This window comes from Amycolatopsis minnesotensis (genome assembly GCF_039529815.1).
In the GTDB taxonomy this organism is placed as follows: Bacteria; Actinomycetota; Actinomycetes; order Mycobacteriales; family Pseudonocardiaceae; genus Amycolatopsis; species Amycolatopsis minnesotensis.
Genome location: NZ_BAAANN010000005.1, coordinates 89,588 through 110,035, shown reverse-complemented (window position 1 = coordinate 110,035; position 20,448 = coordinate 89,588). Strand labels below are relative to the sequence as shown.

The following is a 20,448-nucleotide window of genomic DNA, read 5'->3' as shown; positions in this document are numbered from 1 at the left end:
CAAGGGGTTGGTGCTTTCGGTGTAGCCGGGGCGATCGGATCACCCGGTCTTCTGGCGGAATGCCAGTGCCTTTCCTGCCGCGCGGGCCGATCGGGCAATTGTGCGGGACGTCCGGGCGATTCGATAGGGGTTATCGACTTTCCCGAAAAGCTCTATCTTTGCGGGGACACCACTTGTCTCTTGGGGAGGGGCTATCCCCGCGCTGCCCGCTGTGCTGGAAAGCCGTACGCCGACAACTCCGGTACCGGTGCGCGCCCGCGTCCGCCGGAGGTGGCTGACGGCGGTCGCCTGCTGCGCCGGTGCGCTCACCATTCTCGGTGCGCTCGCGCTGCCGGTGGCTCCGGTCGAGGTGAACGACCCGTCGGTCAGCTGGCCGCTCGTGGCCACCGCGCCCGAGTCCACGCTCCTTTCGCTCGAGGCGGGGAAGCCGCTCGACCTGAAGGCCGCGTTCTCCTGCCGTGCGGTCGATGCGGCCGCCGCCACCGAAGCCGATCGCGCTTCCCGCGTCGTACTCGCCACCACCGATCCGGACCAGCCCGAGCGCGCCGAGGGGCTGCGGATCACCGCCGAGAACGGCATGCTCACCGCGTTCCTCGGTACCACGGTGCTGTTCCGGGACCGGGTCCCGGCGAGTTCGTGCCGGTACGAGATCGGCGCGGTGGACGGCCACCTCGTCTACACCAGGGACGGGCAGCGGCTGGGCACTTCGGCGATGCCCGACGTCGACGCGCTCGTCACGTCGATCACCGCCCTGCCCGGTCCCGATCTCGACGTCACGGTGCGGGTCGACGACCGGTTCGCGAACTCGCCGGCACCGCTGAAGCTCGTGCTGCTCGGGATGGTCGCGATCAGCGCCGTCACCGCCGCGGCCTGTCTGCTCGCGCTGCACCGGCGGAAGAATCCCCGCCGGAAACGCCGCTTCCGGATCGGCACCCCCGACGTGCTCGTGGGTGCCGCGCTGGTCGCGTGGCTGTTCCTCGCGCCGAGGACGAGTGACGACGGCTGGATGTACGCCATGGCCGAGAATCACCAACACGCGGGTTATTTCGGCAACTACTACATGTACCACAACAATTCCTACGTCCCGTTCACCTGGCTGTTGCGGCTCTATTCGTGGTGGCTGGAACTCGGCAACGCCCCGGTGCTGCTCCGCGCGCCGTCGCTGCTGTTCGGGATCGTCACCTGGCTCGCGGTGCGCGGTGCGGTCGCCGAGGTGGCGCGCGGACGGCGGATGTTCGTCCCCGCGCTGCTGTTCCTCGCCTGGTGGCTGCCGTTCGGGCTCGGGACCCGGCAGGAGGCGTCGGTCGCGGCGTGCCTGACGGTCACCGTCGCCGCCGTGCTCGCCGCGAGGCGTCGTCAGCGCGTGGCGTACCTCGGTCTCGCCGTCGGTGCGGCCTCGCTCGGGTTGATCGCGCACACCGCGGGCGTGCTCGTGGTGCTGCCACTGGCACTCGGCGCGGGTGCGGCGGTGAAGCTGGTCCGGCGCACCGCCCGATCGGGCGCGGTCGCGGCCGCCACGGTGGTGTGCGTGCTGTCCTGCGCCGCCGTCTCCGCGTTCGCCGGATTCGCCGACGGGACGCTCGCCGACTTCCTCCGCGGCAGTTCGTCCTTCGGCGGCGGGCTCGAAACCGGGCCACCGGATCCGCTGCACGACGAGTTCGACCGCTACCGGTCCCTGCTCGGCGGCAACTCGCTCGGCAACTTCGCCCTGCGCACACCGGTGTTGTTGCTGCTGCTCGTCCTCCCGTTCTTCGTCGTGCTGTGCGTGCGCGCCCGACGCAGGCGGCGGCCGCTGCCGTGGGCGCTGTGGCTCACCGGCTGGACCTGCGCGCTCGGCCTCGGCCTCCTCGTGCTCACGCCGTCCAAGTGGACCTGGCACTTCGGCGCGTTCGCCGGCGTGGCGACGATCTTCCTGACCTGGTCCGCACTCGCCGGGCCGGGCCTGGTGCGGCGGCTGGTCGGCGACGGCCGGTGGACGGCGGTGCTCGGGACGCTGCTGTTGACCGGCGCCGCTGGCTGGGTCCTGCTTTCCGGTGCGGGCCGCAACGTCTGGGCCGACGACGTGCTGCCCGGCGTTCCCCTTGCCGGGCAACCGCTTCTGCCCGGCACGGTGTCCATTGTGGTCACAGGGCTCGTCGTCGCGGGTGCGTTCTTGCTGCGAAGACGTCGCGGCGCCTTCGCGCCGATGTCCGCCGCGACCCTCGTCGTCGCGTGCTTCCTGGTGGCGGAACTGGGTTTCCTCGTCGGCGGTTTCGGCGTCGCGACCGCGCGCACCTGGCACACCTGGTCGCCTTGGGCCGACGCGGTGCGCGACCCGCTCGCCGCCCAGTGCGGCGAGGCGCGGGTGCTGCGGGTCGCCGACCCGGATTCCGCCCGCCCGGTCGAAGTGGCTTCCGGCGCCCCCGTGACGGACGGGTTCGAGCGGAACGTCTGGTATTCGGCCAGCCCGCCGGAGCCGGGACCCGCCACCGCCGAGGTCTACGGCAACGTGCCCGATGAGTCCGGTCGCCCGGCGCGGTTCACCTCACCCTGGCTGAAGCTGCCGTCCGGCCTGTCCGCGAGGAACCAGCTCATGACCACCGTGAGCGGTCAGACCGGCGACGGCAACAGCCTGACCGCCGAGTTCGCGACGGCGTCCGGCGAAGTGGTCGCCACCACCGAGTTCAGCGCCGCCGAGGACGACATCGGCTGGCGTGACGTGTCGATCAGCCGTGGCGAGAACCTGCCACCGGGCGCGGTCGCCTTCCGGCTGACCGCCGAGGTGACCCGGAACTGGCTCTCGTTCGCGATGCCCACCGCGCGGCAGGTCGTCCCGGTCGGCAGTGCCCTGCCCCGCGACGGCAGGACCCTCGTCGACTGGCAGCTCACCTGGCTCTACCCCTGCCAGGGGCAGCCGGTGCTCGCGGACGGCATCGTGTCGCCGGTGTCGTACGCCGTCGGTTTCGGGTTCGGCCCCGACGAGAGCGAGCACGCCGCCACCTCCGGCGGCACGTGGACGCCGGGAGTCGGCGGGCTGCTCGGCCCGCAGCTCCGCTCCTCGACGATCACCCGGCTGTACACCGTGCTCGACACCGACCCGGGCACTCCGATGAGGACGGTCTACCGGTTCACGAGACCGTACGCGGACAACGCCTACCGCCTGCGGCGCGGCACCACGACGGCACCGGGCTGGTGAGCTACTTAGCGGGTGTGGCTCTGGTCAGCGCGGCGCGGCGGCGGGCCAGGTCGGTGAGCACGACCGGCTCGGTGCGGTCGATCGCGATGAGCGGGTAGGCGTGCGTGGTGGTGCGGGTGTAGCGGTGTAGGTCGGCGAAACCGCGATGTGCTCGGTGCCGATCGGCGCAGGCGAGGAAGATCGCGGCCCGTTCGGCGGGATCCGGGTCGACATCGCTCTCGGGTCCTTTAAGGTCGGTTGAACCCGAGAGCACAGAGGACCTCATGAACCAGTATCGAAGACGCCACTCCGCCCTTGCCGTGACCGCGCTCGCCCTCGCACTCGCGGGGTGCTCGGCCGACGCGGAACCCCAGCCCCCGAACGGCAGGCAGAGCGCGACGGTGCCGCTGACCAGCGCCCCGCCCTCGGCGCCGGTGACCACCACCCCGGACAAGCCGTACCTGACCACCAGCCCGGCACTGGAGCTCACCGACGCCACGACGAAGCCGGGCACCAAGCTCAAGTTCGGCGAGCAGGCGGTGGTCCCGTTCAACAGCACGTACGCGAAGGGCCTGCTCGGGATCTCCGTGACCGTCGACGTGGTGAAGGCCGCCGACGCGGACATCGACAACCTCAAGCTCAAGGACGAGGACAAGAAGCAGCTACGCGGCAAGATGTTCTTCTTCGTCCACAAAGTACTGACCAATGTGGACGGCGTGAACCTCGCGGAGGTGCAGGCGCCGTCGTTGTGGGCGACCACGAAGAGCGGTGGTTTCCCCGGCACCGTCTTCGGCATCGGCGCCAAGACCGACGTGCCTGGCTGCACCGACAACGACTTCGCGCCGAAGGACTTCTCGGTCAAGGGCGCGAAGTACGAGACCTGCGACCTCATGTTCGGGGTGGCCGCCGACCCGGTCGTCTCGGTCGCGTACTCGAAGAGCCCGTACGAGGACAAGCCGTCCCGGAACGTGACCTGGCGCAGGTAACCGCGGTCAGGCGCCGGGGTCGTGGTGCTGAAGGCGGCGGCGCTGATCGTCGTGCGCACCGAACGCCCCCACCGGTTGCCATGACGACGTGGGGGCTGGACGCGGCGGGCCGCGAGTCCGTCGCCCAGCTTCTCGACGACCCGTCGCCCTCGGTCGCGCGAGCTGCCGCGAAACGCGCTCCGCGACGAGCTCGCCTGACCGGCTTTACTGGCAGGCTTCGCAGTCCGGGTCGTCGATGCGGCAGGCCGCGCCGTCGGTGAGTTCGAAGTCGAAGTCGTCGAGTGCGGGCACCAGCTCGGGCTGCGCCGTCTCGGTCGGGGTGGCGGACATGTCTCTCCTCTGTGGACGATGGCGGGCTCCGTACCGGGTTCAGCGCGCGGCGGCCGCGATCATTCCCGGATGTGGCCTGGCACACAGCGCGCCGCCGCCTTCGGCCGGTAGGTGGCGCCGCGGGCGCAGGCCTTCGCCACGGTCAGTTCTCGGCGGAACCGCGGTCGCGGCGGACCACGGCGAGCGCGGGGACCAGCACGACGGCGGCGAGCACGAAGGTCGCGGGGTAGCCGATCGGGGCGACGAGAAGGCCTGCGCCGAGCGCGCCACCCGCCATGCCGAGGTCGTAGGCGGCGTTCCAGATCGCGCTCACCGCGCCTTCGCCACCGGCGGGCACCCGGGCGTACATCAGCACCAGCGTCGCGTTCTGCAGCACGCCGAACCCGGCCCCGAACACCAGCGCCCCGCCGATGACCATGGACGGCGAACCGGTGACGGCGAGGGTGGCCATGCCCGCGACGGCCACCACCAGGCCGGGCCCGATCAGCCGGGCGGGGCCCCACTTGTCGCCGAGCCGTCCGGCGACGAGACGGGAAAGCGTGGACGCGGCGGGCTGGGCGAGCAGCGCCGCGGCGGCGACCCACGACGGCTGGCCGGTGAGCGCGAGCGGGAGGAACGTGACGAACACGCCGATCGCCACGGAAGCGGCCGCGAAGACCGTCGCCGGGCGGGTGAGTACCGGGTTGCGGAGCGCGGCGAGCACGCCGTGGCGGCCATCGGGTCCGGCCGTGGCGGCGCGGCGCGGCAGGCCGGAAATGGACAGCAGGGCGAGCAGGGTGGCCGCCGCCGTCACCGCGAACACCGGCGCGTACCCCCAGTGCGCCGCCGCCCAGACACCGGCGGGCAACGCGAGGAGACCGGGCACCCCGCCGACCAGCCCGACGAGCGCGAGCCCTTCGCCACGCCGGTCGGCCGGGATCAGCGCGGCCGTGACTGCGCCGCCCGCGACCACCGCGATGGCGAACCCGGCGCCGCGGACCACGCTGACCCCGACGATCATCCAAGCGCTGTCGCAGAACGTCAGCAGCGCGGTCGGCGCGCCGAGCAGGACGAGCCCGACGGCCAGCGCCCACCGGTAGCCGATCCTGGTGATGAGCCGGGGCGTCACCAGTTCGCACGCCACGGTGGCCAGCAGCAGGGCGACCGTCGCGAGACCGGCGCCGCTTTCCGAACCGGTCTCCTTCGCGAACATCGGCACCACCGACAGGGGCAGGTAGAAGCCGATCGACGAACCGATGATCGACACGAAGCGCAGCAGCAGCGCGCGGGAGAGCAGCTTGGTGCGCGGCGTTTCGAGAACCGCGGGCTGGGGGAGGGCGTCGCAAGTCATGGGAATGACGCTAGAAGCGAACCGGATCACGGGTAAGGTCCAGTTCCATGCCTGTGGAGTGGGCCGGTTCGGGTCCGGAGCTGTTCGTCACGATCGACCGGACCAGTGGTGCCGGGCTGCGCTCGCAGCTCGAAGACCAGTTGCGCGACGCCATCCGAAGTGGCCGCCTCGGCGAAAACGAGCGCCTGCCGTCCTCACGCGAACTGTCCCGCGCGCTCGGCCTGTCCCGTGGCCTCGTCCAGGACTGCTACGCGCAGCTACAGGCGGAGGGGTACCTGACCAGCCGTGCCGGATCGGCCACGCGGGTGGCCGCCACCGCGACCGTCCGCACCGGCGCGTCGCCGCCGCGCCCGGTTCGCGAAACGCCGCCGCGGCTCGCGGTCGCCGACTTCCGGTCCGGTGTCCCCGATCTGGGCCTGGCGCCGAGGGAGGACTGGGCGTGGGCCATCAAGGAGGTCTGCCGTACGAGCCCGAACTCCGCGTTCGACTACGGGGACGCGGTCGGCGAGCGGCGGCTGCGCGAGGTCCTCGCGGGCTACCTCGGGCGCGTGCGGGCGGTCGCGGCCACCGCGGACGGGATCATCGTCTGCGCCGGGATGGCGCAGGCACTGGGACTGGTCGTGCGGGCACTGGCCGCCGACGGCATCGACGCGCTCGCCTTCGAGGACCCCGGACCCGGCGGCTCGATGACCGAACTGGCGGCCGCCTCCGGGATGGGCGCGATCCCGGTCGAGGTCGATGAAGACGGTCTCGACGTCGGCGCGCTCGACCGCAGCGGGGCGCGCGCCGTGCTCGTGACGCCCGCGCACCAATGGCCCACCGGCGTGGTGCTCGCCGGGCACCGGCGGCAGGAGCTGATCGCGTGGGCGCGCGAACGCGACGGCGTCATCATCGAGGACGACTACGACGCCGAGTTCCGCTACGACCGCGATCCGGTCGGCTCGCTGCAGGGACTCGCGCCCGACCGGGTCGTCTCGCTGGGCACGGTCAGCAAGTCGCTCGCGCCGACCCTGCGGCTGGGCTGGCTGGTCGCGCCGGACCGGCTGCTGCCCGCGCTGGCCCGAGGGAAGCTCCTCGCCGACCGCAGCAGCCCCGGCCTCGACCAGCTCGCACTGGCCACGCTCGTCGAATCCGGGCGCTACGACCGGCATCTGCGGCGTGCCCGCGCCGAGTACGCGGCGCGGCGCCAGGCACTGCTCGCCGCACTGGCCGAGCACGTTCCCGGTCTGCGCGTCACCGGTCTCGCGGCGGGTTTCCACGCCGTGCTGCACCTGCCGGAATGCGCCGACGAGGACCAGCTGATCGAGGAGGCGCGCCGTCGCGGAGTCGGGCTCTACGGCATGGCGAAAATGCGCCGCACGCCGGGAAAGTTCGCCCCCCGGCTCGTGCTCGGCTTCGGCAACACTCCGGTCCGCGCGATCGAAGCGGGTATCGCCACCGTCGCCGATCTGCTTCGCGGCTGAGCCGGGCCTTCGGTGCACCGGCCATGCCCTGAAGGACGCTCCTGTAGAGGCCAAGGTTGGGCCCGCTGCGCATTCCCCGAAGGTGGCCTTCGGGGAATCTGACGCCGCGAAGGGCACCTTCAGGGAATGCGCTGGGGTTTCGCGGCTCGCGCCTCGTTCTTGTTCTCGCGCTCTTGCCCCGAAAGAGGCCTCAGGGACGTGCATGTCGCGGATGTGGCCGTCGTGGAGGCTGCTCTCGGTTCCGGGGTGGAGCCCTGAAGGTGCCCTTGAGGGAATCTGACGCCGCGAAGGGCACCTTCAGGGCATCAGCATCACCATGCCGCGCATCGCGAGGGGCGAGATCGCGGCGTCAGATGCCCCGAAGGTGCCCTTCGGGGACCGAGCCCCGGGTGGCTCCACGCCCCGCCACCCATCTCACCGGAATCGACGCGCGCATCATCACGGTGACTTTCGGGGACTTAGATTCCCCAAGGAACCCCTCGCGCGGGAGGCCGTACCCCGAAGGTGGCCTTCGGGGACCCAGACGCCCCGAAGGTCACCTTCACGGCATGGGAATCGCCACGCGGAGCGAACTGACCGTCCCGTGTGGACAGTCCGGCCCGGAAGGTGGCGCGGTAGCTGTGCGGGCTCGCGCCGACGACGCGCTTGTACCGGTCACGGAGGGCAGTAGGCGAGCCGGATCCCACCGGGGCGGCTACTGGTAGGACGCCGTCATGAGCTGGTTGACCAGGCCCACGGCCATCGCCACCCGGCCTGCCTGGCAGGTGATGTTCACCGGCTTCCCGTCCTTGGGGCCCATGCTGAGCTGGAAGACGTGCCCGCCGCCGTAGTCGAGGCTGAGCGTGCACTTGGCCGGTTCCTGCTCCATGCGGAGCGGGTACGAGCCGAGCTTCGAGTTCGTCGCCTTCGCGCCGGGCACCGGCGGCACGCCGTCGAGGGTGGTGCTCTTGGTCAGCTTCGCGCTCGCGGTGGTGGTGGCGCCGTCGAGCGTGCAGGTGCTGCCGAGCGGGTCGGTGCCCTCCTTGGCGCTGTCGGACTCGACGCCGAGGTAGACGGCGCCGGCCTTGGCGAGATCGCAGGCGGTCTTGCCCTCGAACGCCTTCGCGGGCACCTCCTGGACCGCGCCGCTCGCGGGGGTGCCGCCCGCGAGGGGCACGTACTTCTTGGCGACGACCTCCATGGCCTTCTTCGCGAGTTCGCAGTGCTGCTTCTGGTCGCCGCCCTTGTCCTTGGTCGAGATGTCGACCGCGGGAACCGCGACCGACCGGCTCGCCAGCAGCGCGCTGCACCCGGTGTGCTTGGAGTAGGTGAACGCGTACACGCGGCCGGGCACGCCAGCGAACTGGGCCGGTTCGAGCACCCCGGTTTCCTGGCTGATGCGGTCGTACGGCCCGGTCGCGCGCACCTGGATGATCGTGTTGCCGTCGCCGAGCAGGAACTGGCAGCCCGACGTGTTGTCCTTGAAGTCGGTGACCCCGCCGCCGAGCGCGCCGATCTCCTGGACGACGTCCTTCTGCCACGCGCAGCGGTTCTCGCCGATCGGCAGCGGGAGCGGCTGGTCCCAGTCCGCGGTGTCGTAACCGGATCCGTCGGCGGGGGCGGTGTACTCCGAACTGGTCTCACCGGGCGCGGCGGCCTGCTGCCCGCCGTCGTCCTTGTCGCCGAGCGTCAGCACCAGCGTCACCGCGGTCGCGGCGATGACGACCACGACGGCCGCGGCGATCGCGATGACCGGGCCGCGCCGCCGCCGTGGTGGCGGCGGTTGCGGCGGGAACTGCGGCTGCCGCTGGTACGGGTGGGGCTGCTGCTGCCACTGCTGGTGCCCAGGGTGCGGTTGCTGCCACTGCGGCTGCCCCTGCTGCTGCGGGCCGTGGGGCCACGGCTGTCCCTGGTGTCCCGGCCAGTTCGGGTTGGTCATGCTGGTGCTCCCCGGATCGCGCGTGAGGGCAAGATCGTAACTCCGCGGCCTGGCTGGCATCGTCCGGTGTGGATGGACGGATCAAGGTTTCTTCAAGGTGGTCCGCGTACGGTACGGCCGGTACCGGCGGTGACGATCATGGAGGACGGGCGACGTGCGGCGAGATCAGGGCAGCTGGTGGTGGCCGCGGGTGGTCGCGGTGGTCTTCTTCGCGCTGCTCTCGGGATATCTGGTCGTGCAGGGGACCGGCTTCCTGCCCGATCCGGCTGGCGACAAGGCCGTCACCTGCGACGGCAAGGTGATGGGCCCCGGCGATCGCTGCCACGTGGTGTCCGGTTCGGGCAGTTCGGTCCGCACCTACGAGGAGCTGCGGGACAGCGCGGAGGAGGGCAGCCCCGTTTTCATGTTCGTCCTTTTCGGACTGGGCGTGGTGTCGGCCGCGGCCGCGGCGTGGCAGGCGCGGAGGATCTGGCGCGCGCGGCCGGTCCGCACCGGTCCCGGCCTTCGCGCGCAGTGGTCGGAGAACCGCGAGGGCCGTCAACGGCAGCGGGAGGCGGACGCCAGGCTGCGCGCCACGACGGCGATCGTGGGCGGCGTCAACCCGTCGCTCGACTGGCCGTCGGAACTCGTCCTCGGCCGGTATTCGGCGCGGAGCGGGAAACTGGGCGTGGTCGGCGTCGTCCGCATCGACGATCCCGACGAGGTGGAAGGGCTCGCCGGGCTGTTCAGCGCGGCCGGCGACGAGCACCCGTGGCGGCCGTCGCGGACCGGCGCCGGGCAGGGCGGCCGTCTCGATCGGCGGTTCCGGGTCGACTGCACCGCGGTGGCACCCGAGGTCGTCGCCGGGATCAGGGTCGACCCCGGCTCGGTGAGCGAACGAGGTCGCTGGCAGCGCGTGGAGTTCGTCCATCTCCGGCACGACCTGGCTCCGGCGGACGTGCCGGCGGGGCACCAGCTCTCGACGGCGGATTCCGTTCCCGATTGAGCAGGTGCCGTGGCCGAGAGATACCGCGGGTCAGTACGCCGACCGCGATCGACGCCACCGCCAGCACGGCGAACCCCCATGGCGGCAGCAGGGTCTTCCCGTCGGGATGCGAGCTCAGCACGAGCCACGCCGACAAGCCCGCGGCGGCGGCGACACGGGAGGCGGGCCAGGGGGCCGCCGCACCGAGCACCAGTGGCCAGGTGAAGTACCAGGGCAGCGAGACCGGGGTGAGCAGCGCGGTGGCCAGCAGCGCCGCCGCCGCGCACCGGACCGCCGTGGCGCCACCGGTTCTGGCACGCCACCACAGCCACGCGACGAGCCCGGCGAGCGCGATCCAGCCTGCCAGCCGGAATCCCGCGAGCAGCTCAGCGGGGCCGGTGCCGCTGAGCAGACCGGCGAGCCTGCCGAGCGCGGTCGGCACGGACAGCAGTGGATCGAGGATCGCGTTTCCGCCCATCGTGCGGATCCACCCGAGATCGACGCCGGCGACCACGGTGCACAGTCCGAACGCGACGGTCACAGTGGACAGTCCGAGCGCCACCGCGCGGCCGAAGGCGCGCCACGCCGGACCTCCTTCCCTGACCAGGTCCGCCGCCACCACCCAGACCAGGAACGGCAGCGCCACCGCCGCGGTCGCCTTCACCGCCGCGGCCATCGCCACCAGCGCGAAGCCCCGCACCGGGGCGCGGTCGAGCACCAGCGCCGTCCCCGCGGCCAGCAGCCCGGCCATCAACAGGTCGTTGTGACCACCGGACACCAGGTACAGCAGCACCAACGGGTTCGCCACCCCGATCCACAGCGCGCACTCCGGCCGCGCGCCGAGGTGGCGGCACAGTGCGGGCAGCGCGCGGCACAGCAAGGCGAGCCCGGTGACCAGCACCAGTCTGGCCAGCAGGGTGGCCGGCACGAGAGCGCCGCCGGTCGCGGCCACCACGCTCTTCATGAGCAGTACGAACAACGGGCCGTACGGTGACGGCATCGCCTGCCACTGCCCGCTCGCGTTGTCGATCACCGGGCCGGACAGGTCGGCGGGGGCGGTCGTGTAGGGATCGAATCCCGCGTGCGCGACCACGCCCTGCGCGAGGTAGTGGTAGAGATCGGTGCTGAACAACGGCGGGGCCAGCAGCAACGGCGCGGACCACGCCCATATCGCCCGCACCACGTCCCGCCGGCAAACCCTGCCCGCTCGTGTGGACTGTCCTAACCGGACCCAAGCCAGCAGCAACATGGCCAGGCCGAGGTAGAGCACGGCGGTGGCGGCCATTCTCCCGTGCCCGTAGCGCCACACGGCCAGCGGTGTTCCGGACAACACGGGATCGTGCAGCAGGGTCGCGCCCGCCCCGAACGCACCGAGGGCGGCCAGCACGGACCCGACCGCGCCGACCAGGGTGTTCCTTCCGGCCCAAGACATGCGGCCTGTTTACGGAGCGCGCGGTCGCCGCCCGTTAAGGTCGGCCTTTATCCGGCCTTTATCGGGCCGGTGACGACAATGGGCCCGACAGGTCGGGATGTCCGGGAAAACAATGCTGGAGCCTGATGCGAATTCTGGTAGCCGAGGACGAAGAGCTGCTCGCCGACTCCGTCGCCGAAGGGCTGCGGCACCTGGGAATGGCGGTGGACGTCTGCTACGACGGCGACGCCGCGCTCGAACGCGTCGCGGTCAACCGGTACGACGTGGTGGTCCTCGACCGCGACCTGCCGCTGGTGCACGGCGACGAGGTCTGCCGGAAGGTCGCCGCCGACGGCGGGGAGACCCGGGTGATCATGCTGACCGCCGCGGCCGGGATCCGGGACCGCGTGGACGGGCTCGGCCTCGGGGCGGACGACTACCTGACCAAGCCCTTCGCCTTCGCCGAACTGGTCGCCAGGGTGCACGCGCTGGCAAGGCGCGCGCTTCCCGCGCTGCCACCGACGCTCGACCGGGCGGGCGTGCGGCTTGACCCGCCCAGGCGGTTCGCCTCGCGCGACGGTAGACCGCTGGCGTTGTCGCCCAAGGAATTCGCCGTGCTCGAGGTGCTGATGCGCGCCGAGGGACGGGTCGTCAGCACGGAAGAACTGCTGGAGAAGGCATGGGACGAACACGCCGATCCGTTCACGAACACGGTGCGGGTGACGGTGATGACGCTGCGGCGCAAGCTCGGCGAACCGGCGGTGATCTTCACCGTGCCCGGCGCTGGCTACCGTCTCGGTACCTGAGGCGGTCTCTCGCTTCGCTGCACGGCAGGGTCGAACTGGCGGTCCTCGGCGGCGTGGTGTGCGGCCTGGCACTGGCCGTCCCGGTCGTCGAAGCACTCCAGGCGGTTCTCGGCACGTTCGTCTACCGCGACTTCTGCCCGCGGGGGGTCAGCTGCGCGCACGCCAGCCCGCCCATGTTCCTGCGGCTGGCGGCGCTGATCGCGCTGGCCGTGGTGCTCTGGTGGGCGCGGCGGTTCGTGCGGCGGTGGGTGCTGCGGCCGTTGCCCGATCTCACCACGACCATCAACCAGCTCGGGCCGCAGAACCTGGGCCAGCGCATGCGCCCGGAGGACCTGGAGGGGCCGCTGCGGAGTCTCGCGGTCGCGGTCAACGGGCTGATGGACCGGGTGGCACTCGCCTTCGACGGGCAGCGCCGGTTCGCCGCGAACGCTTCGCACGAGCTGCGCACCCCGCTCGCGGTGCAGCGGACCCTGCTCGAAGTCGCGGTGGTCACCGGTGACGGCAAGGACGCGGAGGTCAACCGGCTCGCCGCGCAGCTGCTGGCCGTCAACGAACGCAACGAACGGCTGATCGAGGGCCTGCTGGTCCTCGCCGAGGCCGATCGCGGCCTGCCCGGCACGGTGCCGGTGCGCCTGGACGAGCTGGTCGACTCCGTGCTGACCGCGCACGCCGAACGGCTCGCCGAGCACGATCTCATCCTGCGCCGGAATCTGGCCGCCAGGACGGTGCCCGCCGATCCGGTGCTGCTGGAACGGCTGATCGGCAACCTGGTGCTCAACGCGATCAAGTACAACGAGCCGGGCGGCTGGGTCGAGGTGGTGGTCGCCGACGAGCCCGCGCTGCTGGTGCGCAACTCCGGCCAGCGGGTGCCCGCCGAGTCGGTCGCGGCGCTGTTCCAGCCGTTCCGGCGGCTCACGGCGGACCGCATGAGCCACCGCGACGGCGTCGGCCTCGGCCTGTCCATCGTGCGTTCGATCGCGGCGGCGCACGACGGCACGGTCTCGGCTACCCCCGGTCGCGAAGGGGGTTTGCGGGTGGAGGTCGGGCTGCCACGCGCCGATCCCGGGTAGCCGGCCCAGCTCGCGGGCGGCCCGGTTGCCTGCCCCGCTGCGTTCCGGGTTCGTCGAGTCCGCAGTGGCCGGAGGTGGCCGGTTCAGTGGCCGGAGGTGGCCGGTTCGGTCCGCCGACGGCGCCACCAGGTCTGACCGCGGCGGACACGGCCTTGTCCGACCACCTCGGCTACGAGGCGTTCGCGGCGGGGTACGTGACCGCGATGCGGGTGAGCTTGCTCGTTTCCGCGGCCGTGCTGGCGGTCGCCGCGCTGTGCTGCCCCCTGCTCAAGGGACGTGCCCGCTATCGTCACTTGTGACATATGGCATTGAAGTGTCACAATGTGCTCCGGATGCCGGAGAACCGACAAGGGGACGATCCCGCATGAAGAACTCGATCGCACGCCGGGCCGCCGTCGTGGTGTGCACCGCGGCGGCCGTGGTGTGTTCCGTCGCCGTGCCGGCATCGGCGGCCGGTGCGCCGAGCGCCAAGGACCTGATGTTCGAGTACAGCCTCGACGACTTCCTCAAGGTCAGCGCGAGCAAACCGGGTCCGTACAACTGGAACACCGACAAGTGCTCGGTCCCGAAGGAAGTGAAGATCGGCCCGTACAGCGGAAAGCAGATCGTCGACGCGTGGTTCACCGACCAGTGCGTCCGGCACGACTTCGGCTACCGCAACAACCACCGGATCCCGGTCGGCAAGGGGACCGGCTGGGCGGACCGGTCGGCCCTGCGGGCGGCGATCGACAAGAAGCTGCACAGCGACATGGACGACCGTTGCGGCAGGTACTCGCACTTCAACCCGCTCCGCCAGCCGTGCTTCGGCGCGTCGGACGTGGTGTACCAGGCCGTCCGGCGGTTCGGGGGCGGCGCCTTCAAGTGACCCGGGGGAGTCCGAAAAGGACAGTCGCCCGTGCGGGAACCCGCGTTCCCGCACGGGCGGCTGCCCGTCTCAGCTCCCGGTGAACTCCGCGGCGTGCTCGGCAGCCCACTGCGCGAAGGTCGTCGGCTGCCGCCCGGTGATCTCCTCGACCGCGGTGGACGCGACGCCCGGTGTCTCGGCGGTCGTGGCCAGCACCCGGCGCACGTACCAGCCCGCGTTGTCGCCAAGGCTGGGAGTGAGCGCCTCGACGGCTTCTTCTTGGCTCACTTCGATGAACGGGATCTCCCTGCCGAGCGCTCGGCCGAGCAGGCGGAGCAGTTCGCCGCGGCTCAGCGCTTCCGGCCCGGCGAGCGGGTAAGCCCGGCCCGCCTGCTCGTCGATCGGCGAGGTCAGTGCCGTCGCCGCCACCGCCGCGATGTCGGCCATCGCGATCGGCGCACTCGTGGCGCCGGGATAGGGTTCCCGCACGGCGCCGGTTTCCTTGATCTGCTTCGCCCAGAACGCCGTGTTCTCCATGAAGTCGGCCGGCCACAGGTGCGTCCACGTGAGCCCGCTCGCTTCGACCGCGGTGGTGACCTTGCCCCACCAGCCCTCCGGCTCGCCGGAGAGGTCCACGACGTGGCGCACCCCGGCGGCACGGGCCAGTGCCAGCACCTCGGTGACCGTGTCCGGTGTCGGCGCCAGGTACATCCGGTCGACACCCTCGAACGCGGCGGGCAGTGTGTCAACCCGACGAAGGTATCCTTCGGCCACTTCGACCCCTTCGGGCAGTGCGGCCCTGCCGGGATTGTTCGTCAGCGCGCGGATGTCCCGCGCGCCCAGTGCGAGCAGGTGGTCCACTACCTTCCGGCCGATGTTCGCGGTGGCGCCGGTGACCAGGATCTTCATACGCGTCCTCCCCAGGGGTCGGTCTCCACTGTCCCAGCCCCGCCCGGTGTGGCACCAGGCCGGGGATCGGGTCGCACGGTGCGGGAGGCGAGTGCGCAGCTCCGAATGGAGCCTTTGGGGCACGAGAATTGCCCTGCCGCACATTGTGAAAATTCACCCGTCCGGAACGTGTCCTTCGGGGCCGGGCAAGGGAATCGCACTTTTCACGCCCCGCGGCGCCGGCTTCTGGCACGGTGCCCGTCCGTATCGGCGTAACACCAGGTCGGGGCGTGCACCCGGTTCGTCGGCAGGTCACCAAACCGGCCGGGCACTTTGCGATCTCTTGACCATCCTCGGACGCGCGCGCTATGGTCTAGACCACAATCCCCACCTCACCCGAACCTCACTTCCCGTAGCGGCTCTGCGCCGCTGATCCGGTGTGCCCGGATGCGGGAACCTTGTGACTGAGGAGCTGGTATGAAAACGAACCGTAAGCTCGTCGCGGCGCTTATCGGTGCAGCAGCAGCCCCCGTGATCGTCCTGGTCGGCCCGACCGGTATCGCCAGTGCGCACGGCTACGTCAACTCGCCTGCCAGCAGGCAGGCGCAGTGCGCGAAGGGCGTCGTGCCGTGCGGCCAGATCAAGTACGAGCCGCAGAGCGTCGAGGGCCCGAAGGGCCTGCGCAGCTGCAACGGCGGCCTCGCGCAGTTCGCCGAGCTCAACGACGACAACAAGGGCTGGAAGGCCACTCCCACCGGCACCACGGCGACGTTCACCTGGACGTTCACCGCGCGCCACCGCACCACGAACTACGAGTACTACATCGGCGGCCAGAAGGTCGCCGACATCAGCGGCAACAACCAGCAGCCGCCTGCCACGGTCACGCACCAGGTGAACCTCGGCGGGCACACCGGAAAGCAGAAGGTGCTGGCCATCTGGAACATCGCGGACACCGGGAACGCCTTCTACTCCTGCATCGACCTGCAGGTCGGCTGACCCGTAAGCAGAATCGTCGCCGCCGGAACCCTTGACCTGCCAAGGGTTCCGGCGGCGACGTCTGTCTGCGCGGTTCTCCATCGCGTCCTAAATGGACGGATGACCCGGCGGCGCGGAGGTGTTCGCCCGTTGCACGAGACTGAGGAGTTTATTAGATTGAACTCATGAGTCTAGTTGATGGAGTGTCCACCATCGTGGTGACAGGTGGCACGGACGGCATCGGGAAGGCACTGGCGCTCGATCGGCTCGCCCGCGGTGACCGCGTGGTGGTGATCGGCCGTGACCAGGCGAAGGGCGACGCCGTCCTCGCCGCCGCGGCGGCGCTCGGGGCCGCGGAGCGCGCGCGGTTCGTGCCCGCCGAGCTGAGCCTGGTTTCCGGGACCAGGAGGGCGATCGACGAGATCCGCGCCGAGTTCACCGAGGTGGACGCGCTGGTGCTGTGCGCGCGCCACTACCGCTCGTCTCGCGCGGTGACCGCCGAAGGGTTCGAGCACACCTTCGCGCTGTACTACCTGAGCCGGTTCGTGCTGAGCCACGAAATGCTCGACCTGCTGGGTGCGGCCGACCGGCCGGTGATCGTCAATGTCGCCGGGCCGGGCAGCGGGACCGGGGCGATCCGCTGGGACGGCCTCGGCACCGAGCCGCACTTCGAGGCGTCCCGCGTGCTCACGCAGGGCGGTCAGCTCAACGACCTGCTCGGGGTCGGGTTCGCGCGGCGGCGGACGGCGCCGAAGGTGCGCTATGCGCTGGTGCACCCCGGCGTGGTGAACACGGGTTTCTCGGGGGAGTACGACGCTGGAACCGCCGCGGCGATCGAGGCGATGCGCGCGCACGCGAAACCGGTAGCGGAAGCGATCGAGCCGATCCTCGCCATCCTGGCCGAGCCGCGCGGGGAGCCGCTGACGGCCATTACGCCGGACGGGAAGCTCGACGTACGGGGACCGGCGTTCGACGAGGACGCGGCCGCGCGGCTGTTCGCCGAGACGACCCGCCTGCTTGGCGGCGTGGCCAGCGCGGAGCCGGGTGTGTCGCGGGCACGGCTGCGCCGGGTGCTCGATTCCCCGGTGTTCGGCACGGTCGCCACGCTCCAGCCGGACGGCAGGCCGCACCAGTCCGTGGTGTGGGTGGACCGCGACGGCGACGACGTGCTGTTCTTCGTCGCCGAGGGCAGCCGCAAGGAGCGCAACCTCCGCCGCGACCCGAGGGTCAGCGTGCTGGTCAGCCCGTCCGACGCGCCGTACACCTACGCCGCGATCCACGGCACCGCGACGATGCGCGCGGACGGCACCGAAGAACTGCGCGACCGGCTCGCGGTGAAGTACACCGGAATGTCCTATCGCGACCACAACCCGGAGGCCGCGGCCCGCCACGGCGCGGTGCCGATCGTGACGGTGCGGGTCCACCCGGACAGCGTGGTCGGCCGGTTGTGAAGCTCGCGTGTGGACGGTCCTAACAGGAGCCTGGAACCATCGAACCGTCCAAAATGTCTTGCCTGCGAAGATGGCGCACCGCGAACCCGGCGATGGCGCCGGTACGGTGAAAGCCAGTCGTAGCAGCGGGTTCGCGACCCGCGCGGGCGCGAGACCACGGAACGAGTCGGCGCACCTCCCGACGGTGAACGTGTGTCGTCCCACGGGAGGGCGCCGGCTCGTACCGCGGGAGGAGCAGACCGGTCGGGGTGACGGATGCGCGGCCGCCCCGCCGGATTTACCGTCTTGGGCATGTCGATCATCAGTGAGTTCCTCCGCCACCCCTTTCGCACCGGCGCGATCGCCCCGAGTTCGCCGAGGCTGGCGGAGGCCATGACCACCGGCATCGGGCTGGAGCGGGCGCGCACCGTCGTCGAACTCGGGCCGGGCACTGGTGTTTTCACCGACGCCGTGCTGCGCAGGCTGGCTCCCGGCGCCAGGCTCGTCGCGGTCGAGGTCAACCCGAGGCTCGCCGCCGATCTCCGCGCCCGGTACGCGGGTCTGCCGGTGACCGTCGTCGAAGGCTCCGCGGAAGTGCTGGCGGACCACGTCGACGGCCCCATCGACGCGGTGGTGTCCGGTCTGCCGTGGACCGCGATGCCCGGGCACCTGCAACGCCGGGTCCTCGGCCAGATCACCAGCGTGCTGCGCGCCGAGGGCAGGTTCACCACCTTCGCCTACTCGCACACCGCGTGGACCCCGCCCGCGCGCCGGTTCGCCGCGTCGTTGCGCGCGAGCTTCGGGGTGCTCGAACGCGGCCCGCTGGTGTGGCCGAACCTCCCGCCCGCGTTCGCCTACCGCGCGGCGCTGCCGGTCGCGGCGACCGGCGGACCCCGTGGCCGATCTGCCGCCCTGGCTCACTGAGCCGCCGCCGAGCCCGGCCAAAGATCCATAATGGACGGTGCGGAGGCGGCTCCGTTCGGGCATCATCGCGGGATGGACGAGGAGACGGCGCTGCGGCCGGTGCGCGAGGACGATCTGGACGTACTGGAAAGCCTGACCGAGGATCAGGGCGCCGCGGGGGAGTACGGGTGGTTCGGCTGGTGGGACCTGGGGCGGTTCCGGCGGCGGTGGGCGGAAAACCGCATGCTCGGCGAGGACGGGGGCATGCTGATGGTGGTCGCGGGCGACGAGCGGCTCGGCTTCGTGTCGTGGTGGCGGCGGACGTCCGGCCCGAGATCGCACTGCTGGAACATGGGGATCGCGCTGCTCCCCGCAGCCCGTGGCAGGGGGCACGGCACGCGTGCGCACCTGCTGACCGCGCGCTACCTGTTCGCGCACACCACGCTGCACCGCGTCGAGGCCTGTACCGACGTCGCCAACGTGGCCGAGCGGAAGGCGCTGGAAAAGGCCGGCTTCCTGCGCGAAGGTGTCACGCGTGGTGCCATCTGGCGTGACGGCGAGTGGCGGGACGACGTGGTCTACGGCCTGCTGCGGACCGATCCCCTGCCCTGACCGGGATCACCCGCAAGCCCGCCCTTACGGGCAGTTCCCCTTTGGAGGGGCTGCTTCAACGGCGGGTGGTACGGCTCCGGGGCGGGCAGCCGCAGCAGGCGCCCGAGCCTGCCGGGGCCGGTCGAGCGCAGTGCCACGACGGCCTCGGGTTCGTGGCGCGCGGCGTTGGCGAGGATGCCCACCAGCAGCATGGTGACGACCAGCGAGGTCCCGCCGTAGGAGACCAGTGGCAGCGTCACACCGGTCACCGGCAGCAGGCCGACGACGTAACCGATGTTGATGGCGGCCTGGACGGTGAGGAACACGGTCGAGGTGCCCGCGACCATCCGGATCCACGGGTCGAGGTTGCGGGTGGCGATGCGGAGCCCGACGATCGCCAGCCCGCCGAACAGGGCGAGGACCACGACGCAGCCGAGGAAGCCGAGTTCCTCCCCGATGAGCGCGAAGATGAAGTCGTTGTGCACGTTGGGCAGGTACTGCCACTTCGACTGCCCGGAACCGAGACCGACGCCGAACAGGCCGCCGTCGGCGAGCGCGTACTGCGCCTGCGTCGCCTGGTAGGAGCTGCCCGCGCCGTCGGGATCCGGTGACAGGAAGGACAGCACGCGCGCGAGCCGGTACTCCGCGGTCAGTGCCAGCGTCAGCATGCCGGCACCACCGGCGAGGAAGACCACCACGAAGAGCCGCTTCGGGGCACCGGCGAACCACAGCAGCGCCAGCACGACCACACCGAGCGTGATCGTGCCGCTGAGGTTGGGCTGGGCCATCACGAGCGCGACCAGCACCAGCGCGGTGGGGACGACCGGGACCAGCAGGTGCCGCCAGTGGTGCAGCACGTCGGCCTTGAGCACCAGGATGTGCGCGCCCCACAGGGTGAGCGCGACCTTGGCCAGCTCGACGGGCTGCACCGAGAACGGGCCGAGCGAAAACCACCGCTGCGCGCCGTCCGCGCTGGCGCCCAGCGGGGTGAGCACCAGTACCAGCGCGCCGAGGCACACCAGCATCGCCGACGGTGAAAGCCGCCTGATCCGCCGGAGCGGGACCCGCAGGCCGATCCAGCACGCCACCGCGCCGATGGCCACGAACATCAGGTGCTTCCGGAACTGCGCGTACACCCCGGATCCGGTCTGCGCGTCGTAGGAGGACACCGCGGACGCGGAGAGCACCATGATCACGCCGAGCACGGTGAGCAGCCCGCAGAGCGCGAGCAGCAGGTGGAACGAGGCCAGCGGCCTGGACAGCCACGCGGTCATCGGTGACCGTCCGGCGGGTCTGCGTCGAGGAGGGGCGGTGACCATGGGGTGACGATAGGCAGGGCTTGCTGAGCGGATGCTGAGTCGATCTTGCGCCGCGAGACCAAAATG

18 protein-coding genes are annotated in these 20,448 nt (G+C 71.2%); 11 read left to right on the top strand and 7 right to left on the bottom strand.

The genetic code is table 11. From position 1 onward, the window contains the following. The first annotated feature begins 211 nt into the window (after nucleotides 1-211). Complete coding sequence (locus ABD256_RS07845) at nucleotides 212-3,175, top strand: arabinosyltransferase domain-containing protein (RefSeq protein ID WP_344415092.1); 2,964 nt, start codon at nucleotides 212-214, stop codon at nucleotides 3,173-3,175. A gap of 1 nt (nucleotide 3,176) precedes the next feature. Here ABD256_RS07845 and ABD256_RS07840 read toward each other — a convergent pair whose 3' ends face one another. Beyond that, nucleotides 3,177-3,440, bottom strand: coding sequence for a hypothetical protein (locus ABD256_RS07840; RefSeq protein ID WP_344415090.1), 264 nt, complete (start codon nucleotides 3,438-3,440; stop codon nucleotides 3,177-3,179). Here ABD256_RS07840 and ABD256_RS07835 point away from each other — a divergent pair. Beyond that, nucleotides 3,439-4,140, top strand: a complete 702-nt coding sequence (locus ABD256_RS07835; protein WP_344415088.1) for a hypothetical protein — start codon at nucleotides 3,439-3,441, stop codon at nucleotides 4,138-4,140. The genes ABD256_RS07840 and ABD256_RS07835 overlap by 2 nt on opposite strands. A 204-nt stretch (nucleotides 4,141-4,344) precedes the next feature. On the opposite strand, the gene ABD256_RS07830 is transcribed toward ABD256_RS07835, so the two are convergent. Then, nucleotides 4,345-4,470: a hypothetical protein gene (locus tag ABD256_RS07830; RefSeq protein ID WP_256451419.1), complete on the bottom strand. Its 126-nt coding sequence runs from the start codon at nucleotides 4,468-4,470 to the stop codon at nucleotides 4,345-4,347. A 142-nt stretch (nucleotides 4,471-4,612) separates the two neighbouring features. Then, nucleotides 4,613-5,800, bottom strand: a complete 1,188-nt coding sequence (locus ABD256_RS07825) for an MFS transporter (protein ID WP_344415083.1) — start codon at nucleotides 5,798-5,800, stop codon at nucleotides 4,613-4,615. A gap of 47 nt (nucleotides 5,801-5,847) precedes the next feature. On the opposite strand from ABD256_RS07825, the gene pdxR reads away from it, so the two are divergent. Continuing rightward, nucleotides 5,848-7,263 (top strand): MocR-like pyridoxine biosynthesis transcription factor PdxR, encoded by a 1,416-nt coding sequence (gene pdxR / locus ABD256_RS07820; protein ID WP_344415081.1) that lies wholly within the window; start codon nucleotides 5,848-5,850, stop codon nucleotides 7,261-7,263. A gap of 694 nt (nucleotides 7,264-7,957) precedes the next feature. On the opposite strand, the gene ABD256_RS07815 is transcribed toward pdxR, so the two are convergent. Both ABD256_RS07815 and mptB read right to left on the bottom strand, forming a co-directional pair. After that, nucleotides 7,958-9,181 (bottom strand): hypothetical protein, encoded by a 1,224-nt coding sequence (locus ABD256_RS07815; protein ID WP_344415079.1) that lies wholly within the window; start codon nucleotides 9,179-9,181, stop codon nucleotides 7,958-7,960. 848 nt (nucleotides 9,182-10,029) lie between these two features. Next, complete coding sequence (mptB, locus tag ABD256_RS07810) at nucleotides 10,030-11,577, bottom strand: polyprenol phosphomannose-dependent alpha 1,6 mannosyltransferase MptB (protein ID WP_344415077.1); 1,548 nt, start codon at nucleotides 11,575-11,577, stop codon at nucleotides 10,030-10,032. Nucleotides 11,578-11,702: 125 nt separating this feature from the next. Between mptB and ABD256_RS07805 the strand changes: the two genes are divergently transcribed. The 4 genes from ABD256_RS07805 to ABD256_RS07790 all read left to right on the top strand — a co-directional run bounded on the left by ABD256_RS07805 (nucleotide 11,703) and on the right by ABD256_RS07790 (nucleotide 14,297). After that, nucleotides 11,703-12,362: a response regulator transcription factor gene (locus tag ABD256_RS07805; protein WP_344415075.1), complete on the top strand. Its 660-nt coding sequence runs from the start codon at nucleotides 11,703-11,705 to the stop codon at nucleotides 12,360-12,362. A gap of 53 nt (nucleotides 12,363-12,415) precedes the next feature. Then, a complete protein-coding gene (locus ABD256_RS07800; RefSeq protein ID WP_344415073.1) occupies nucleotides 12,416-13,432 on the top strand; it encodes a sensor histidine kinase in 1,017 nt (338 codons plus the stop codon). An 86-nt stretch (nucleotides 13,433-13,518) separates the two neighbouring features. Then, nucleotides 13,519-13,731, top strand: coding sequence for a hypothetical protein (locus ABD256_RS07795; RefSeq protein WP_344415071.1), 213 nt, complete (start codon nucleotides 13,519-13,521; stop codon nucleotides 13,729-13,731). Between the two features lie 65 nt (nucleotides 13,732-13,796). Then, on the top strand, nucleotides 13,797-14,297 hold the full coding sequence (locus ABD256_RS07790) for a phospholipase A2 (RefSeq protein ID WP_344415069.1): 501 nt from the start codon (nucleotides 13,797-13,799) through the stop codon (nucleotides 14,295-14,297). A gap of 69 nt (nucleotides 14,298-14,366) precedes the next feature. Here ABD256_RS07790 and ABD256_RS07785 read toward each other — a convergent pair whose 3' ends face one another. Beyond that, a complete protein-coding gene (locus tag ABD256_RS07785) occupies nucleotides 14,367-15,185 on the bottom strand; it encodes an NAD(P)H-binding protein (RefSeq protein ID WP_344415067.1) in 819 nt (272 codons plus the stop codon). Nucleotides 15,186-15,641: 456 nt separating this feature from the next. Between ABD256_RS07785 and ABD256_RS07780 the strand changes: the two genes are divergently transcribed. The 4 genes from ABD256_RS07780 to ABD256_RS07765 all read left to right on the top strand — a co-directional run bounded on the left by ABD256_RS07780 (nucleotide 15,642) and on the right by ABD256_RS07765 (nucleotide 19,084). Then, nucleotides 15,642-16,160 carry a lytic polysaccharide monooxygenase auxiliary activity family 9 protein gene (locus ABD256_RS07780; RefSeq protein ID WP_344415065.1) on the top strand — a complete coding sequence of 173 codons (519 nt, stop codon included), beginning with the start codon at nucleotides 15,642-15,644 and terminating at the stop codon, nucleotides 16,158-16,160. Between the two features lie 164 nt (nucleotides 16,161-16,324). Continuing rightward, on the top strand, nucleotides 16,325-17,590 hold the full coding sequence (locus ABD256_RS07775) for a TIGR03618 family F420-dependent PPOX class oxidoreductase (RefSeq protein WP_344415063.1): 1,266 nt from the start codon (nucleotides 16,325-16,327) through the stop codon (nucleotides 17,588-17,590). A 291-nt stretch (nucleotides 17,591-17,881) separates the two neighbouring features. Then, on the top strand, nucleotides 17,882-18,493 hold the full coding sequence (locus ABD256_RS07770) for a class I SAM-dependent methyltransferase (protein WP_344415061.1): 612 nt from the start codon (nucleotides 17,882-17,884) through the stop codon (nucleotides 18,491-18,493). Nucleotides 18,494-18,565: 72 nt separating this feature from the next. Beyond that, nucleotides 18,566-19,084, top strand: coding sequence for a GNAT family N-acetyltransferase (locus ABD256_RS07765; protein ID WP_425546400.1), 519 nt, complete (start codon nucleotides 18,566-18,568; stop codon nucleotides 19,082-19,084). On the opposite strand, the gene ftsW is transcribed toward ABD256_RS07765, so the two are convergent. Beyond that, nucleotides 19,051-20,337, bottom strand: a complete 1,287-nt coding sequence (gene ftsW / locus ABD256_RS07760) for a putative lipid II flippase FtsW (RefSeq protein ID WP_425546399.1) — start codon at nucleotides 20,335-20,337, stop codon at nucleotides 19,051-19,053. The two genes, ABD256_RS07765 and ftsW, sit on opposite strands and share 34 nt — an antisense overlap. Nucleotides 20,338-20,448: the final 111 nt, after the last annotated feature.

What these genes read in the sequence shown, in the direction of transcription:
- ABD256_RS07835 (WP_344415088.1), top strand. Translation starts at nt 3,439, where the DNA reads ATGAACCAGTATCGAAGACGCCACTCCGCCCTTGCCGTGACCGCGCTC.
- ABD256_RS07840 (WP_344415090.1), bottom strand. Translation starts at nt 3,440, where the DNA reads ATGAGGTCCTCTGTGCTCTCGGGTTCAACCGACCTTAAAGGACCCGAG.
- ABD256_RS07830 (WP_256451419.1), bottom strand. Translation starts at nt 4,470, where the DNA reads ATGTCCGCCACCCCGACCGAGACGGCGCAGCCCGAGCTGGTGCCCGCA.
- ABD256_RS07825 (WP_344415083.1), bottom strand. Translation starts at nt 5,800, where the DNA reads ATGACTTGCGACGCCCTCCCCCAGCCCGCGGTTCTCGAAACGCCGCGC.
- pdxR (WP_344415081.1), top strand. Translation starts at nt 5,848, where the DNA reads ATGCCTGTGGAGTGGGCCGGTTCGGGTCCGGAGCTGTTCGTCACGATC.
- ABD256_RS07815 (WP_344415079.1), bottom strand. Translation starts at nt 9,181, where the DNA reads ATGACCAACCCGAACTGGCCGGGACACCAGGGACAGCCGTGGCCCCAC.
- mptB (WP_344415077.1), bottom strand. Translation starts at nt 11,577, where the DNA reads ATGTCTTGGGCCGGAAGGAACACCCTGGTCGGCGCGGTCGGGTCCGTG.
- ABD256_RS07805 (WP_344415075.1), top strand. Translation starts at nt 11,703, where the DNA reads ATGCGAATTCTGGTAGCCGAGGACGAAGAGCTGCTCGCCGACTCCGTC.
- ABD256_RS07790 (WP_344415069.1), top strand. Translation starts at nt 13,797, where the DNA reads ATGAAGAACTCGATCGCACGCCGGGCCGCCGTCGTGGTGTGCACCGCG.
- ABD256_RS07785 (WP_344415067.1), bottom strand. Translation starts at nt 15,185, where the DNA reads ATGAAGATCCTGGTCACCGGCGCCACCGCGAACATCGGCCGGAAGGTA.
- ABD256_RS07780 (WP_344415065.1), top strand. Translation starts at nt 15,642, where the DNA reads ATGAAAACGAACCGTAAGCTCGTCGCGGCGCTTATCGGTGCAGCAGCA.
- ABD256_RS07775 (WP_344415063.1), top strand. Translation starts at nt 16,325, where the DNA reads ATGAGTCTAGTTGATGGAGTGTCCACCATCGTGGTGACAGGTGGCACG.
- ABD256_RS07770 (WP_344415061.1), top strand. Translation starts at nt 17,882, where the DNA reads ATGTCGATCATCAGTGAGTTCCTCCGCCACCCCTTTCGCACCGGCGCG.
- ABD256_RS07765 (WP_425546400.1), top strand. Translation starts at nt 18,566, where the DNA reads ATGGACGAGGAGACGGCGCTGCGGCCGGTGCGCGAGGACGATCTGGAC.
- ftsW (WP_425546399.1), bottom strand. Translation starts at nt 20,337, where the DNA reads ATGACCGCGTGGCTGTCCAGGCCGCTGGCCTCGTTCCACCTGCTGCTC.